The sequence below is a fragment of the Vibrio sp. D431a genome, from assembly GCF_030248655.1.
GTDB classification, from domain to species: Bacteria; Pseudomonadota; Gammaproteobacteria; order Enterobacterales; family Vibrionaceae; genus Vibrio; species Vibrio alginolyticus.
This window is the reverse complement of the sequence record NZ_JAHGAP010000001.1, coordinates 237,981-253,480: the sequence shown is the minus strand read 5'-3', so window position 1 is coordinate 253,480 and position 15,500 is coordinate 237,981. Positions and strand designations below refer to the sequence as shown.

Here is a 15,500-nt window from a genome sequence, read left to right as displayed (position 1 = left end):
AGCTCCATGGCTTACATATGAACGAGACGCTAACAAGCCTACTCTTTTTTGAAAAAACACCAACAATCAAGTTATCAGAGAACATCACTCACTTCCCTGTATTCTATTCAGAGTCAATAGAATACTTTAGCGGTCTACGCAGGAAGCGTGCCGAGACAGTATCTGAAATTAACGGAAAGCTGCTTGATACATCTGAAAGGCTTTCTTCCGACCTGATACAGCTAGCATCAGGTCTTGATATTATCGAAACTCTGAGTGAAAAAATCACCTTTGCGATCTCGGATATTGATGAATCCATTAAAGCCCACTTTGTTGAACTGGACGTAGCTTTTGAAAATAGCAAAGAGCTTTTACCAAAAACCAACTCACTAAACGAATCAGCAGAAAGCATACGTAAAGTGATGGATGTTATCCACACAATCGCTGACAACACAAACTTGCTTGCCCTTAATGCAGCTATCGAAGCAGCTCGTGCAGGCGAGCATGGTCGTGGTTTTGCTGTAGTAGCTGATGAAGTTCGAAAGCTGGCTCAATCAACTCAAACATCGCTAAGTGAGAGCGCTGAGAGCATAAGTGAGCTTAATAGTAGCGTTTCTGACATGAGTGATCAGCTATCTACTAATCAGGAGACTGTAGAGAAGTTAAGCCTTAACTCTGCCCAGTTGAACGAGAACTTAGAGTTTCTTACTTCAGAGTTCCACACAGCCAGTGATTCAATGAGGAATGCATCTAAAGGGCTTACGGATGCAGTACATCAGTACCGCGATATGCAGTCAGAAATTGAAAAGCTGAAAGAAGTGAAAAATATGATTCAAGGTGGAAGCCAAAGATAAACTCAATATGGCGTCCTGTTCGTAGGACGCCTTATTTTTTTTGAAAATATTTCCTACACTCATTCGAAACAACCAAGGAGCTCACAATGGCATCAAATGTAACCCACCTCCAAACCAACAACACAATCACACTCGAAAAGCTGTACAGTCAATACATCCTCACGATACACGATGACATCAAATCTAAAGGTTTGTCTTCAGAAGCCGCCCAAGTGTGCATTGGCATCATGGTGTCGATGGTCATAGCTTTTAGAGCGCAGCAAAAACAAAACACAGTATCTGAACTCAATGCCCTTGTTGAAGAATTAACTCAAAACCCAAACTGTCTATTGGATGTACTAACAAAGGTAATTCAGTTATTGGATTCCTAATCAATAAAACAGCACAGTTCTTTGTTCTTTTTCACAGTTGCAGGAAAAATATGTAGCGTTATGGCAAAAATATTTCTGGATATGTGTGAAGTTGAGTGTACAATCTGGCGCACTAACAACACCATAAGAGAACTGTCTAAATGCGACACTTATTACCAGTATTAGGACTCATTGCGCCTACATTCTTTGCTCCATCTGTATCTGCAACCGACTATTTAACAATTGATACTTGCGATCAGTTTGTAGAGTTTTTCAACAACCGTAATTACGGTACATACATTGAGTTAAATCGCGACCTTGATTGCAAAAACTCACCAACTCTAACTAAAAACATCACATACACAATTAACGGCAATGGCTTTACCATTAGTAACTTAAACTTCGACAGCACTAGCTCGGTTTTTGCTCGCAAATTAAATCTTCAAGACATCACATTTGAAAACACAACCATCCACAACAATGATGAAGATTTCTTCCTATGGGTCGACAAGCGCTGGAGCAACGTTACTTTTAATAACTTAGTGACGACTGGTAAGCCTTTTGAGATGCTGTTTTACTCTCTGAAAAATGTAGAGCTAACTGATTTATCAATCGACCTTTCTGGAGTTAAACTAGAAAATGTTAAAACTCTTCTTGGTGAGTTTGTAAACGATTCACGAATCACAAACTTAAACCTGTCTGGTGCTACAATCCAACGTCGCAATGACTGGGTTTTAGCTTTGCTGGTTGACGACACTCAAGACTCATATTTCACCAATATCAAACTAAAAGACTTTGATATTTACGGCGAACCAACTGGCGCAAATGGTCGAACAACCTTTATTGATACCATTGAAAATATTCACGTTAATGGCCTTTCTGTAGAAAATGTTCATTTCTCTCGCTCAGAAAATGATTCATTCTTCCACTATGAGCGTGATGAACAAAGCACATACGTTAACATTTCTCACAATCTATTTGATGACACAACAGACGTAGGAGCAATCCCTGCGGTTGCCATGCCTCGTGGAGATGTTACTGGCCGAATCATCAACTTTGAATCAATGAACCAACCACTTCTGCCACCAGCAATGTGTACACCGTATCTATTGCAAGACAGCTACTTTGGTATCAAGCCACCGACAGAGTAAGGCGCAAGACTCAATTCATGTTGAAAGCCAGCCGTAAAGGCTGGTTTTTTATATCTCCATTGCCCTATTACGAAATCTGTCGTACCATTGTGGCATTATTAACAAAGAGATGCTTTCATGATAATCCATAAAACCGGAGACCACGGTACTGTTCATTGTTGCAACTGCAAAGCTAAAACACCAGCAACATATAAAAGACTTGATATTACATCGGGCGAACAGAAAACTTTAAAAAAAGGGATTCTATGCCTTGTATGTGATGTTTGCTTCGACTTCTTTGTGGTAGCACCGCAAAGTGCACCAGCTAGCTCTGTAGAGTCCTCAACTAAAGACTCATCCACAGAAAAGGTTCCTAAACGCGCCTCAATTGAGTTCAGAGTGCCTAGTCACCTCTGTGACATCTTGTATGTCGCTTCATACAACGCAGTTGGTACGGCATCATTCAGCAACAATGTGTTAAAGTACTACCTCTGCCAAGCCTCTAGAGATAAAAACTATCTTGGCAACACCGAAGAAAGACTTACATCCCCTATACTCTCAGGCACTTTAGATGGTCGTATCTCCTTCAAAGGACGCCGCGTTACAAATCACATCAACAAAATCACCAAGAACACAAAGCTTACGTCTAAGACTCAAATCCTAAAACTTGTGGTTTTGAAAATTTACGATGACTTAGTAGTTAACCGTGATAAACAAGCAATTTACGAACTGAATACTATTTATGAATCGACTTGCTAGACTGGAGGTTCGATATGCCCATCTACCGTGCAGAGCACTATCAAACTTGGCTAAAGAAAGAAAATATAACGATCAGCGGTAGTCGTGAAAAAACTCTAACAGCAAATGGGTTCAAACCTACGCCCTACGTTATCGAATCAAGCACGCATGGAAGCCCAATAAGTTATGCTAGGTCGCTAGCCCACAAAATCACAACGAGTGTTGAATTTGATTGCGATAGCGTCCATATTGTTCTTCTAAGCTGCAAGAACATGGACGGTAATACTGGGTATCGTCTCTACCGAAAACTAATTAAAGGAGAGTGAGTTTGATTTGTTGTATAAAAGTTGGGCGCTATGAATACGAGATAGGAGAACATGACCGATTCATGGACAATGGTTTTTGCATTCAACTAATTACGCAAAAAATTAAAAACCACAATAATTGGGATGTTGTTGGTCAGCCTCAATTATCGAAACGCGCAGCAAACCAGCTTAAGAAATACAAGCGCATTGAGCACACAGACCACAACTATGGAAAAGGCGTTAGAATTTTTAGCCTCCAAAAATGACACGACCCCGCTCTAATTTGCGGGGTTAGATTTGTCAGACCTATTTTTCCTTCCAACCTTGCTCAATGAACTCCGTCACTTTGTTTTCAGGAACAATACTGCCATCCGACTCGAACCAGTAATATTTACTTGTACCTGATGAGGCGCAGTGAAGACCTCTCTTTTCCGTTTTACCATTACTGTTAAAGAGAAGCACTTCAATTGTCTCTGACATAGCTCTCTCATCCGCTTGTCGTTGTAGGATTTTGACGATGCTCTTAGCTTCAACACGAGATATTTGCTCATGTCGTGCCGTGAAGTTATCAAAAACACGCTTTTGTTCATCGTCAGCTTGCTTCTTAATCTCTTGAACTCTCTCTATTTCAGCCTGCAACTCCGCTATACAACTTACAAACAAATTTTGGCTATTGGCCGCAATGACCTCCAAAATACTAAGAGCTGCTTTTCTGGCATTGTAGGCAAGCTCATTCTGAACATGAATCTCTTGCACCGAGCTAGTCTTTAAATCGCTTAGTCTTAAGTTGTCTTGGTAGTCGCAATCTAAAGAAATACTGCCGTCTTTTGATTGAATGTATACCGCTGCGACAATCTCTTCTCCGCTAAACCCTGTTTGTTTAGATGGAATCCAGTTAATCACCACACGATCAAGAGTATCTTCCATTTTCACTAGAAAGTCACAGTCGCGGAACGAGGTCACTTTAATTGGTTTACCATCAAGGTCTTGTACGCCTGCTTTTATTAGCCTCTCAAGGCTAATTTGACTCGCAATCTGTTGCTCCATAACTACAAAAATCTCTCACATAAATTGAATCTAAGAGGGTTTTATAATCTAACACCGAAATTTTCAACACAAAATTGTTTTTAAAAACACTTGACCAACCCTCACTATGTGGCATTATACCACTTAAACATCACACAGGTTAGATTAAGAAATGACTGTAGAAGCATTTAAGGCACTTGAGAAAGGGCGTTTAGGAGCAAAATACCCCCACTTTGTTTTGGTTGGCAATAACCCCATCCCAGAAGACAAGCGAATCCATTTTCAGGTTGCCAATGAGAAGTTTTTGGAATCAGCATTTACTGTTGTTTATGCTGGCAATACACGACTTTTGGCAGAGCAGTTCTCTTATGAAGTTGGCCTTTATGATTATTTTGCAAAATTCTGCAAAGAGGTTTACGGAAATGAAGATGAGTACCTTGAGAACAGTTACCTAAACTTCATGCTTTCAGACCGCCTCTTTGAAGCTATGGGGGCAAAAGCTGGTGACAGCCTTTACCTATCGACCATCAATAGCGCAAGCCTCGGCGGGTTCTCTACTTGGTACAATATCAAAACTGGCGAAATCAGAGGGTGCACTAACTCATACAGCAAATGGGCAAGTTCAGAGGAAATTTACCAAGACCTCCGCAATATTGCCAATAACTGCCCTTATGCTGATTTCACTTTTACTCTTTGGGATGGGCATGAATATTCAGACGACGATTTCATCCCTACTGTTTCTCTGCACGTAGTTGATGGAACGATCAAAGTCATTGAAACAATCCATGACAAGAATATTAAGTCATTCTACAGTGATGACATTTTCGATAAGCCCCTACCAAAAGAAATGGGGCTACCTGCAAAAGAGTTTGAGGAGTTCACACAAACAGTGAAACAGCTAATCCTAGATTCTACCGATAAGGCAATCGAACTTCATAAAAACAAACTTAATGAAGAGTGTGAGCTATGAGCAATCTAAAAAACACTAATCAATTAAAGCGATTTATCAAAAAGCTAAAGCAAAAAGCTGAAGCCACAGACAAAAAGTACGTAGAAGCCCTCGTATTTTCAGAAGAAGTGTTTAGCATTGATGAACGCGCTAGCTTACTTAACAAAGTGAACAGCACTCTCAATGGATTCATGTACACAACCAACCCATACGACCTGCATCCATTGGTGCTACAAAAACTGGGTCAAATCGGATTTCTTAAAGCACACGTACAGTACCAACAAGTAAAAGAAGCCCTCTTTACTGAAATCAATAGCACGGCCAAAACAATCGCTAAAGAACTAGGGCACAGAGAAGAGAAGGAACTTCCAAGCAACATCCGCGAAAAATTGAGCAAAGATATGTTAGCTGAACTAGAAAATGAGTTTACTGCCAATCTCGACACCAAAGGACGCCATTTGGAGATGTTACGCTTTGGTTTGCCCACCAGCTCTCGAACGGAATCCAACTTTGCGGCAACTGGTATCTATGAAGAGAAGAACATATTAACCCGTAATGGTGTAAAAGTGTTCTTGGAAATATTCCATCTCAATCGTGAGTTTAAAACAAACCTGAAACTCATTACTCAGGTAGCTGGTACTTACTATGAAGTTTCAACGACACGAAAATCCATCCACGTGAGGACAGTCAGTCGTCAATACTTCGAAAAAAAATCAGCCTCGCGCCGCGACCGAATGCACCAAGTAGCTCCGTCTGATGTCCGCGAGCTACTGAAAGCGCTAGACTTTGAAAAAGCAGTTGAAAAGTACAAACCTTTCATGGAGATTGTAGACAAATACCACACTACGATCTTTAAGTAACACCCAAAAAAGGAGCCGCCCATGAACCCAGTCTTGCGTAAGCTTGTGTCGATCCTTGACATGAATGGTAGATTGGTGCGGCTTACTTTTCGTGATGTAGTCATCAGCGAACTCCAACCCACAACTGCAAGCAAATTTATACTGAATGGCTATGTTAAAAATGCAGATGACGATTCATTAACAAAAGTAATCGTCTTTCTTAATGCTAATACAGTCGTTATTTCTGCAAATGACTCAAAAGCCAAACGCTCAACACTCTTTAACCTTTCATATTCAACATTGAACCTCTCAGAGTCTTGGTAAAGTCTACCGTCATGATGCCACAGTGATTTATTTTTCTGCACTCGCTCTTGCAATTTGACCTTTTTCTTATCGATTTCTTGGCTGAGATTTCAAAACCCAGTAGACTTAAACTCGTTTTTAATTCGCTGTTATAGGTGTTATGGATATCGATAAAGAATTAGTGTTCGAGCAAGTCATGTCTGCCCTCGAATACAAGCAGAAAAATACGCCCCCGCACAACAAAGCTGTATCCGTTGGACGTATGATCATTGAACTGTACGATCTCCTAGCATCTATGATGACCAGACAGCAGATAATCGACGCTTTAACAACCGCCGTGTACCCCGTTTTTGTCGATGGCATTCCCGATGAAATTACATTTGACGAAGTGGTTAAGCTAGGTAGAGAGTCCATCCGCTTCAACATGATGGCAAGTCTCGAAGAGAATACTGGCGTTCCAATTTCAGAGAAAATGGAACCAAGACTTACATTGAGCAGCCTTCTGCATTACTCCCCACTTTCTAGCGATGTGATGGAAAAATTCTTCACCGCTAATTTAGTTTGGTTTCCATTTGATAGACAAATCTCGAAGTTAGATCTCTGGAATTACGTTATAAATCAATCTACTCACACAGATTTTGGGGCGTACCCAGAACTTAGAATGCGTTCAAAAATGATTGCTGCTATAAAGAGCATTGGGGGTGAAGGATTTTTGCCGTCAAAAAATCAAACCGACCTATCATCAAATGAGCTAATTTATATGCTCAAGCAGGCTATGTTCAGCAGCAAGTCTTCACCAAGCGCGTTAATAAAATCATTGTCAAAACTGACTTGGTTTGATGCAGATAAGCTCACTTGTGGTAAGCGTAAATTACTTCAATCTGTAATCAATGGCTTTGAACAAGCTGGAGAAGGAGAGCATTTTCCTGAAGACATTCTTGAGGTAATGTTAAGCATTGTTGTAGACCATTTAAGCCCTACATCTCACAAAGAGATTGTATCTATTCTCCCTTTATCATTGGAACTAAACAAAGCTGATACCGATCCCAAGTACTTAATGGAGTATTACAAGTCACTGCTCATTCATGCCAAATCAAAACAAGGCAGTTACAAGGATGAATTGCTTGATATATTTGGGACTCTTATCATGCACACCAATACAACATCAGGCGTTCTTGAGTATAAGTTCAGCGAATATTTAGATTGCCGATAGTCCCCTTTGATAGGATTTAACTATTAAATCTATAGTTAAATCCTGTTGCTACCTATCAACATCATTTCTTAATCTGTAATTATAAGAATTCACAAACACAAATAATTTCAGATGCTTACAGTAAATGACCAATTCCCAGAGTTTAACCTAAACACATCAGAACAAGATGGAAAAATATCTAGTTATTCTGTTAACTATGACCGCGAAGGCAACCTTGTGCAAAAGCGCGGAAACGAAACAATTAAAGGCAAGTATTTAGTGATCTTTGGATACCCGAAAGACTTCACCTTCGTCTGCCCATCCGAACTAGAAGCCTTCCAAGAGGTTCGAGAGAAACTCGAAAGAGAACATAATGCAACTTTGTTAGCATTTAGTACTGACTCCGAGTTTTGTCACTTAGGCTGGAGAAAAGCCGACAAAAGAATAGAAAACCTTGAGTACCCTCTTATAGCAGATCCTGCCCACACGCTTTCAACCTCGCTTGGAACGATTGATAAGGCTGCTGGAGTGACTTTGCGAGCAACATTCATAGTAGACGACAAAGGGATAATTAGACACGCGTCAGCTAATGATGACAGTGTTGGCAGAAACCCTTCAGAGATCGTTCGTATACTAGATCGTTTGCAGACTGGTGAACTATGTGCTGCCTGCTCGCTTGGAGATTCTGTTGGTGAAACACTAGATGTTGATTTAGGAGGATACCTAAGTGAATAGTTTAGTTATGGGTGTAACCTTCGAACCATATGAGAAGGACTTAGAGATGAATATGATCAATATCATCGATAATGCATCAGGTATTTTATCTAGAGAGCAAAGTGACGCGATAATCCTAGCTTGTCTTGCCTCTACAGGCCGCAAAGACCTAGTTGAGATTGCAAAGAGGTATGTTATCTCCACTCACGGTGAAAAAGTCGCACATGCGTCACTGGGGGCTTCTAGCTTAATGTCGATGACGAACATCTATTACTCTGCAAGAATGAACTTAAAGAGCCTTGCAACAACAAAACCAAAGCTGAAGATGACATTTATGAAACAACATGGTGTCAACGAAACTGACTTTGAACTCTACGCTCTAGCAGTGTCAGCCGTGAATCACTGTAAACCATGCATGGCTGGTCATGAAAAAGTTCTTCTTGATCATGGTGTTTCACACGATGTTGTTAATGAATCTATACGCATCGCATCAGTCATTAATAGCTTTGCCCATAAATTGTAATAAAAAAAGCCTGACACAATGTCAGGCTTAATCTTTCCATCTAAAAAATTACATCACTTTGCCAATTCTGGCACATTCTGTTCTAACCACCCTCTAATAAAGTTCATTGACACAAAATAAGAATATCGAGGCAACTTAATTGGTTTTCCAGTTATGTTGTCTATAGGCGGATTAAACCCAACACCATGAATAACACCCACTAGTTCATTTTTGTCATTCACGACAGCTCCTCCTGACATGCCTGATTTTTGTGCTGAAGTACTGAGACTGTAAACACACTTAGGGTAACCATCTAAAGTCACATTCATAATAAATTGACCATGACTAACAATCTCGGTGCTGCTCAAGCCAAAGCCGTAACTAGAGACCTTTTGGTTTTCAAACACAGTCCCAATTTTTAGTTTCTCCTTATCAGTATTATCAGCGGCAATCAAAGCAATATCACAATCTGGGTGATATGCTATGACCTTACTGTAGTCGTAAGTAGCAAGGTGAGCGGCAGTAATACTTACATTATCTGTAATTGGAACCCCTGTCCCGTGCCCACCAGCCAAATAAGGGATACCAATTGGTAAATAATTTAGATCTGGAGAGTTTTCCGCATAATCGAACGTACCATTTTGTACATAAGCGCAGCCTTGAAGTAAAAGTGCAGGTAAAATTAGAGCTAGTTTTCTCATTTTTCATTTAACGTAACCGAAGAAAAAACCTATCTCAAATCTATTTCTTGTTTCTAAAAACACTTGATTGAAAACTTGTAGCACTATAACATTCTTGACCATACTTTTATCAAAATGGACTATCCAATGATTAAGCTAGTTGTTTACAGAGATTCTGAGATTTACAACGATTACATATCTAGAGAAGATAGAGAAAATTTCATCGCCAAAGAGCGTTTCCTGAATAAGAATGAAGATGGCATCAGATCTGTCGTTGGGATTGAGGAACTACGAAAGCTTACTTCAGTAACCTTAGAGCAACCAGAAATTGGCTTACATCCAGTTCACCACGCTAATGTAGTTAAACAAATCTGTGATCTAGCTGAGGCAGTCCCAAACATGAAAATTACGGTCATCACTCACAGTAAAGAGATTATCAACCTCATCGGTGACTACATTGAAGACAAAACACGACCTTGGCTGAAGGATGTTGTTAGCATTGACCTATTGTTCAGAGATGAGATAGTCACTGCACATTATGATGACGAAGGTTATCTAACCAATTGGCCAATCGGCTTCTTTACAGGGCGCATCAACGTCACCTAGCAACGCCATACCTTCACGATTTCCTAATGTATTTTTAGAGGGATTCGAATCGTGTGCAATCCCTTAAACTTCATTTTGTTTGCAACTTGCTCAATTGCGTTTCTAGCACCACCTACTACTACATATATTGGCTACTTCCTTCTAACATGGAACATGGTTTTGGAAAATTACCTATCCGTTGGTTAAAGGAAGTTAACCAAATCTTGTTTGAACATACACTTATGGCTCGTTAATATTAAGGGAAAGAACGAGTCATAATGAAAACTTACATTTTATTAGGCGCAGCCTTATCAACCCTAACCTTCTCCACATCGACACTTGCCAGCACGCCCTTTTTTCTTGCTAGAAGCATCTCTGGAACAGTTAGTGAAATTCAATCATCAATTGACCCAACCCCACCCAAAAACTTCAGTGATGCCAAGGCTTGGTTGTCAAAGATTACTCTCAAATACCACCCTTTTGCCTTCTACAGTGGGTGCAAGCTAAAAACCTCTGGTCGCTCAATACGTATTGATCTCCATTCCTGCAACTACAAAGTCCGCAAAGACCTTAAACGAGCCTCTAGAGGTGAAGCAGAACATATCTTACCGATAAGTTGGGTGTACCGAGGAATGGAGTGCTCAAACGGCAAATCTAGTCGAGAGGCACGTTCATATTGCCAGAGAACTAGCAACGAGTTTAATAGAGCGGAAGGCGATCTGGTAAACCTTCAATACGCTGTTGGTGAAATAAACGGGGATAGAGCTCACTTCAAGTACGCAAAACTAGAATCAGGCTTTGATTATGGGCTTGCAGGTAAAATTTACTTTGACGAAACAGGCAGGCGCTTTATGCCGCCGAAAGAAAAATGGGGCTGGATTGGTCGCGTTCACTTGTACATGGCAGATAAATACCCAGTCAGATATAGCAAGTCTTACCGTCGACTTATGGAGAGTTGGTCGATGCTTGAGCCTACAAAATGGGAATGCGATTACAACAATCTACTTAAAAGAGATTTCAATGTTGAGAACCCATATACGACTCGCATCTGTTTTTAAAAACAATTGATTCGTAAGTGTGTTTTTGAGATAATACCTATGGTTTCACAGGATAGGTAATTGAACATGACAGAAATATTTAGTGGCTCAATCAACCCACAAGAGTTGGTCACTCTTTTAATTAAGTTTATCGAGGTGCTTTTCACACCCATTCTTGCGGGTATCGGAGCCTTTATCGCGGCTAAGATCTTTAGTCGAAGAGAGGCAGAGAGTCTACGCCGTGCACTTGGTTACGCAGTTAATGAAATTGAATATCAAAAAGCGTTAGTTGAAGAACATGTTGAAAATAACAGAGCCTTAAATGGTCAAAGTTACGACAGAACTGCAAGACAGAATGTCATGAAATTCAGAAATAAGTTCTCTACAAAACGTTTCACACCAAGCCAAATTGAAATGTTGCGCAAAAGATTTAAACTCGAAGACGCACTATCAAAACCAGCCGACAACTCTAAATACACAAAGTTGGCATAACACGCTCCAAGCTAAACACAGGTGTTTCATTCTTCTGTGTTTAGCCTCCAATCACAACACCTTACGACAAAATATCATCGTCATTGTCCGTCATTGTCCGTCATTGTCCGTCATTGTCCATCGATGGACAATGATGGACAATAGCGAACAATTAAAGATATTCAACACTCATTCCTTGTGTTCTCAGGCTGTTTCCAAAACTGAAGTCATTTCCAACAGAAATCTCTAGTCGCCATGTTCGTTAAGCAACTCTTTAATTTGCTTAAACTTCATACCTGTGGCTCTAGAGAGGTAATTATTAATCGTGGAAATAATGTTGACTCCTTGGCTGTTTGGGTAAGCTTTTAAACCCGCCTCTTTTGCAGTAGTACTTTCCATGCAGACTTTAATGACAGCCTCAAGACCTGCTCGCTCTGCAAGGGTCTTGGATGAGACATCAATGCCAAGTTTACCTAATAAATTCTCTGAAGACCCCTGTGCCGCGAAAGCACGAGATTTGTTATTAGTAATCCCCCAGCTTTTCTCAAGTCTTAAGATCTCCTCCTGTACGTCCTCTTCTGAGATCATATTACCCTCAGCCAAAGTTGCTAACCTTGTTATACTAGCGGACAGGTCTCGAAAATTTCTCTTCCACACCCCTGTCATAGCGAAGTTTAAGTAAGATTTTCTAGCTTCGGTCTGAAAGCGGACTCGATCACCATTTAGATGTTCGTACTTAGCAAGCTCAACGTCTACATTGGGCTCAATATCCTCCGGTCTCTCTGAAAGCGAAGGTAAAGTAAAATGCCAACAGTCAATACGTGCCAACAGGTCTTCCCTGAACGCCCCCTTCTCCACAGCTTCAAGCAAGTTTACATTTGTACCCGAAATCAAACAAAAATCGCTGCTTACTGGAGTGTCTGACCCCATTGGCATGAAGCTTTTTTCTTCTAGTGCGTGCAACAGCATACCTTGGACATCTAATGGCAGAGTAGCAATTTCATCAAGGAACAAAGCTCCTTGGTCAGCTGCTTTAAGCAAACCAACTCGGTTCGAGCTCGCGCCCGTAAAAGAACCTTTAACATGACCAAACAATACAGACTGAGCGGTTTCGGGTCTTAGTGTAGCGCAGTTGATGTATTTGAAATCTCCAGACAAGACGCCTTTATCTTTCTTCAGAGAAAAAAGCCTTTTGGCTAGTTGGGTTTTACCTGCCCCCGTCTTACCATCAATCAAAATTGGCATGTTGTTGCGTAAAGCAACGCGCTCAATGGTCGAAATTAACTGGTTGTACTCTTTATTTTGAGTGATAACCCCATCCTTTAGAAATTCCTGAAGGACTCGGGTATCCTCTTCTAGCATTACATTGTAATTCGAGTAACGTGCCATGTTCATATCAAGGCAACGAGATTTACCTCTTTGAATACACTCAATTTCAGCATTAGCCTTTTCGTCTCTTGTTAAAGGATGAAGCTGCAAGAGTTTAGCATTGAGGATATTGCGGCGAACTATGTCAAACCACACCATATGAGAAACGTGCGTACCCGTAGCCAAACTAATCAAGTACTCTTTGTTTCGAGGAATTTCCTGCAAAAAGGACATCAATCCATCAAGAACAGAAAGAGGCTCAAATTCGTCCTCCAAGTCCATGAGAACAGGAATTACATTCGTTGATGGAGACACGGTCTCAATATCAGACTTGATCAGCCTCATCAACTCAAACTCACTTGATGGGTAGATTAAGTAGTAGTCCTGTATCAAGATGTCATTTTGCATTACAGCAGCTACCGAAGGTCGCCACTCTTTCCAACGATTGGCGTTCCACCCGCGCTTGTCACGTTGAATACCAAGAAATCCAATTAAGTTCATGTTCACACCTCAAATGGCTTCGATGTGTAAGCGCCTGTTAAAATATCATTATCGTCTTCCACAGTCAGAGAAAGTACCGATCCATCTATATCGCTCTCCCCAACACTCTCAACAATACGTATCAACTCAGTCACTTGAGCTCTGCTTGTATCGGCATTGACGCTCGTTGCTCTAATCTGGGTTGAAAAAACAAGTTGTATACCACCATCCAAACCTTGGTTTGGGTAAACAAGAAAACCCAGATTCAGGCTATCAATCTTTGATTGGACTGCCGCTCCGGCATTACCAACTAACACCAGTTCAATTGTATTACTCATTCTCACTAACCGACTTTAAAAACCATCCTCCTATAATGCCACACCCTCTATGGCTATTCAATGTGTATATACACGTATCCTTTCCATATACCCACTCGCCCTATTTGCTTATTTGAAAAATGTGATTTATTAATTTGGCGCCTAAATTAAACCAATCAAAACAATAACTTACATCAAGACAAAAACGACCTTTAAATGTTGGCATGAAAATAGCTATTGGTAGATACAACAGATAAAAACAAATCAAGCTCATGCAAAAAACAAACTACAACTACATTGAAACCACAAACGCCAACTTATTCCTTTGGACAAAAGGCGTACAAGCAGAAGAGTCTGCAATAGCACAGTTAAAAGATGTCGCTCAGATGCCTTTCATCTTCAAACATATAGCAGCAATGCCAGATATCCATGCAGGAAAAGGCTCAACAATTGGTTCTGTATTTGCTACTCAAAAGGCAATTATCCCAGCAGCTATTGGGGTCGACATTGGCTGCGGCGTTATCGCTCAAAGAACAAATCTTAGAAAGAGCGACTTTCCTAGTGACCTTTCAATTGTTAGATCGGCAATTGAATCAGTAGTGCCACACGGAAGAACAGACAACGGTCTAGAAAATGATGTCGGTAAGTTCAAAAAACTCCCAGAAACACATAAACGTCGATGGGACTCACTAAAAGATGAGTACAATGAATTAGTTCGAGAGTACCCTCAATTAAAAGGATTGTCGGATGTATCACTAATGATTGGCACATTAGGCGGAGGAAATCATTTTCTAGAACTTGCCGAAGATGAGTTAGGTCGCGTATGGATACTTGTACACTCAGGGTCACGAGGTGCAGGCGCAAAAATCGGTGGAACATTTGTGAAGTGGGCTCAAGAAGAGATGGAGAAGTACTTCATACTAGACAAACTCCCAAACAAAGACCTCTCTTACCTTGTTGAAGGTACAGATCTTTTTAAAGGGTACATGAAGGCAGTGAATTGGGCACAAAAATACGCAACACAAAACCGAGAAGCTATGGTTGAAGCAACGTTTAACGCACTTAAAGGATTTTGCCCAAATGCACAATTAAGTGAAGACGTGATTAACTGCCATCACAATTACATTACCAAAGAGAACCACTTTGGTAGCAACGTCTGGGTTACCCGAAAAGGGTCGCTCTGTGCACGTGCTGGAATGAAGGTTGTGATACCGGGTTCCATGGGAAAAAGAACCTACATTGGAATAGGGAAAGGAAATCCACACTCATTCAATTCATGCTCTCACGGCGCAGGAAGAGCAATGTCTAGAAGTGAAGCGAGAAAACGCTTTACCATTGAACAACACAAGGAAGCAATGGCCGGAATAGAAGCAAGAACTGATCATGGCATTCTTGATGAGACCCCGATGGCTTACAAAGACATTGATATGGTTATGGCAGCTCAAAGCGATCTCGTCGAGGTTGCACATACACTTTGCCAATTTTTAAACATTAAGGGGTAAAAAAAGTTGTAATCCTTACTTCAGATTACTAACTTTAATTAACTGAATGTACGCGTATTCAGTAGCGGGACTAAAAAGACTATTTTGAGTACATTCCGAACGCACCGCGCTAATATGTCGCGAGGTATACACGGCGAGACCGACGCTTCAACATACAGAAGTATGAAATCTTGGGTGGC

At 40.7% G+C, this 15,500-nt stretch carries 18 protein-coding genes; 14 read left to right on the top strand and 4 right to left on the bottom strand.

Translation table 11 applies throughout. The features are described 5' to 3' along the window. Nucleotides 1-17 precede the first annotated feature (17 nt). From KJB35_RS28415 to KJB35_RS01370, 4 genes are all read left to right on the top strand, one after another. Nucleotides 18-833: a methyl-accepting chemotaxis protein gene (locus tag KJB35_RS28415; protein ID WP_373417387.1), complete on the top strand. Its 816-nt coding sequence runs from the start codon at nt 18-20 to the stop codon at nt 831-833. Nucleotides 834-919: 86 nt separating this feature from the next. Then, complete coding sequence (locus KJB35_RS01380) at nt 920-1,204, top strand: hypothetical protein (protein WP_285469069.1); 285 nt, start codon at nt 920-922, stop codon at nt 1,202-1,204. Nucleotides 1,205-1,344: 140 nt separating this feature from the next. Next, nucleotides 1,345-2,334 carry a hypothetical protein gene (locus KJB35_RS01375; protein ID WP_285469068.1) on the top strand — a complete coding sequence of 330 codons (990 nt, stop codon included), beginning with the start codon at nt 1,345-1,347 and terminating at the stop codon, nt 2,332-2,334. A gap of 117 nt (nt 2,335-2,451) precedes the next feature. Further along, on the top strand, nt 2,452-3,072 hold the full coding sequence (locus KJB35_RS01370) for a hypothetical protein (RefSeq protein ID WP_285469067.1): 621 nt from the start codon (nt 2,452-2,454) through the stop codon (nt 3,070-3,072). Between the two features lie 590 nt (nt 3,073-3,662). On the opposite strand, the gene KJB35_RS01365 is transcribed toward KJB35_RS01370, so the two are convergent. Next, nucleotides 3,663-4,403, bottom strand: a complete 741-nt coding sequence (locus KJB35_RS01365; RefSeq protein WP_285469066.1) for a hypothetical protein — start codon at nt 4,401-4,403, stop codon at nt 3,663-3,665. 151 nt (nt 4,404-4,554) lie between these two features. Between KJB35_RS01365 and KJB35_RS01360 the strand changes: the two genes are divergently transcribed. From KJB35_RS01360 to KJB35_RS01335, 6 genes are all read left to right on the top strand, one after another. Further along, nucleotides 4,555-5,352 carry a hypothetical protein gene (locus KJB35_RS01360; protein WP_285469065.1) on the top strand — a complete coding sequence of 266 codons (798 nt, stop codon included), beginning with the start codon at nt 4,555-4,557 and terminating at the stop codon, nt 5,350-5,352. Next, the gene (locus KJB35_RS01355) at nt 5,349-6,191 is read left to right on the top strand and encodes a hypothetical protein (RefSeq protein WP_285469064.1); all 843 of its coding nucleotides are present in this window, start codon (nt 5,349-5,351) and stop codon (nt 6,189-6,191) included. Before KJB35_RS01360 ends, KJB35_RS01355 begins: the two co-directional genes overlap by 4 nt. A gap of 21 nt (nt 6,192-6,212) precedes the next feature. Then, complete coding sequence (locus KJB35_RS01350) at nt 6,213-6,494, top strand: hypothetical protein (RefSeq protein WP_285469063.1); 282 nt, start codon at nt 6,213-6,215, stop codon at nt 6,492-6,494. A gap of 139 nt (nt 6,495-6,633) precedes the next feature. Next, entirely contained in the window at nt 6,634-7,686 is a 1,053-nt protein-coding gene (locus KJB35_RS01345; RefSeq protein ID WP_285469062.1) for a hypothetical protein, read from the top strand. A 111-nt stretch (nt 7,687-7,797) separates the two neighbouring features. Then, the gene (locus KJB35_RS01340) at nt 7,798-8,400 is read left to right on the top strand and encodes a peroxiredoxin (RefSeq protein WP_285469061.1); all 603 of its coding nucleotides are present in this window, start codon (nt 7,798-7,800) and stop codon (nt 8,398-8,400) included. Continuing rightward, nucleotides 8,393-8,902 (top strand): carboxymuconolactone decarboxylase family protein, encoded by a 510-nt coding sequence (locus KJB35_RS01335; protein ID WP_285469060.1) that lies wholly within the window; start codon nt 8,393-8,395, stop codon nt 8,900-8,902. The genes KJB35_RS01340 and KJB35_RS01335 overlap by 8 nt, the downstream gene beginning before the upstream one ends. Nucleotides 8,903-8,955: 53 nt before the next feature. On the opposite strand, the gene KJB35_RS01330 is transcribed toward KJB35_RS01335, so the two are convergent. Then, entirely contained in the window at nt 8,956-9,582 is a 627-nt protein-coding gene (locus KJB35_RS01330; RefSeq protein WP_285469059.1) for a trypsin-like peptidase domain-containing protein, read from the bottom strand. A 126-nt stretch (nt 9,583-9,708) separates the two neighbouring features. Here KJB35_RS01330 and KJB35_RS01325 point away from each other — a divergent pair, with 126 nt between their 5' ends. From KJB35_RS01325 to KJB35_RS01315, 3 genes are all read left to right on the top strand, one after another. Then, nucleotides 9,709-10,167: a hypothetical protein gene (locus KJB35_RS01325; RefSeq protein ID WP_285469058.1), complete on the top strand. Its 459-nt coding sequence runs from the start codon at nt 9,709-9,711 to the stop codon at nt 10,165-10,167. Between the two features lie 257 nt (nt 10,168-10,424). Further along, on the top strand, nt 10,425-11,204 hold the full coding sequence (locus KJB35_RS01320; protein WP_285469057.1) for an endonuclease: 780 nt from the start codon (nt 10,425-10,427) through the stop codon (nt 11,202-11,204). 66 nt (nt 11,205-11,270) lie between these two features. After that, the gene (locus KJB35_RS01315; RefSeq protein ID WP_285469056.1) at nt 11,271-11,675 is read left to right on the top strand and encodes a hypothetical protein; all 405 of its coding nucleotides are present in this window, start codon (nt 11,271-11,273) and stop codon (nt 11,673-11,675) included. Between the two features lie 225 nt (nt 11,676-11,900). Here the strand turns inward: KJB35_RS01315 and KJB35_RS01310 are convergent, their stop codons facing one another. Continuing rightward, on the bottom strand, nt 11,901-13,523 hold the full coding sequence (locus KJB35_RS01310; RefSeq protein ID WP_285469055.1) for an RNA repair transcriptional activator RtcR family protein: 1,623 nt from the start codon (nt 13,521-13,523) through the stop codon (nt 11,901-11,903). Between the two features lie 2 nt (nt 13,524-13,525). Further along, nucleotides 13,526-13,840 carry a hypothetical protein gene (locus tag KJB35_RS01305; RefSeq protein ID WP_285469054.1) on the bottom strand — a complete coding sequence of 105 codons (315 nt, stop codon included), beginning with the start codon at nt 13,838-13,840 and terminating at the stop codon, nt 13,526-13,528. A 251-nt stretch (nt 13,841-14,091) separates the two neighbouring features. Between KJB35_RS01305 and KJB35_RS01300 the strand changes: the two genes are divergently transcribed. After that, a complete protein-coding gene (locus KJB35_RS01300; RefSeq protein ID WP_285469053.1) occupies nt 14,092-15,321 on the top strand; it encodes an RtcB family protein in 1,230 nt (409 codons plus the stop codon). The last annotated feature ends 179 nt before the right edge of the window (nt 15,322-15,500 follow it).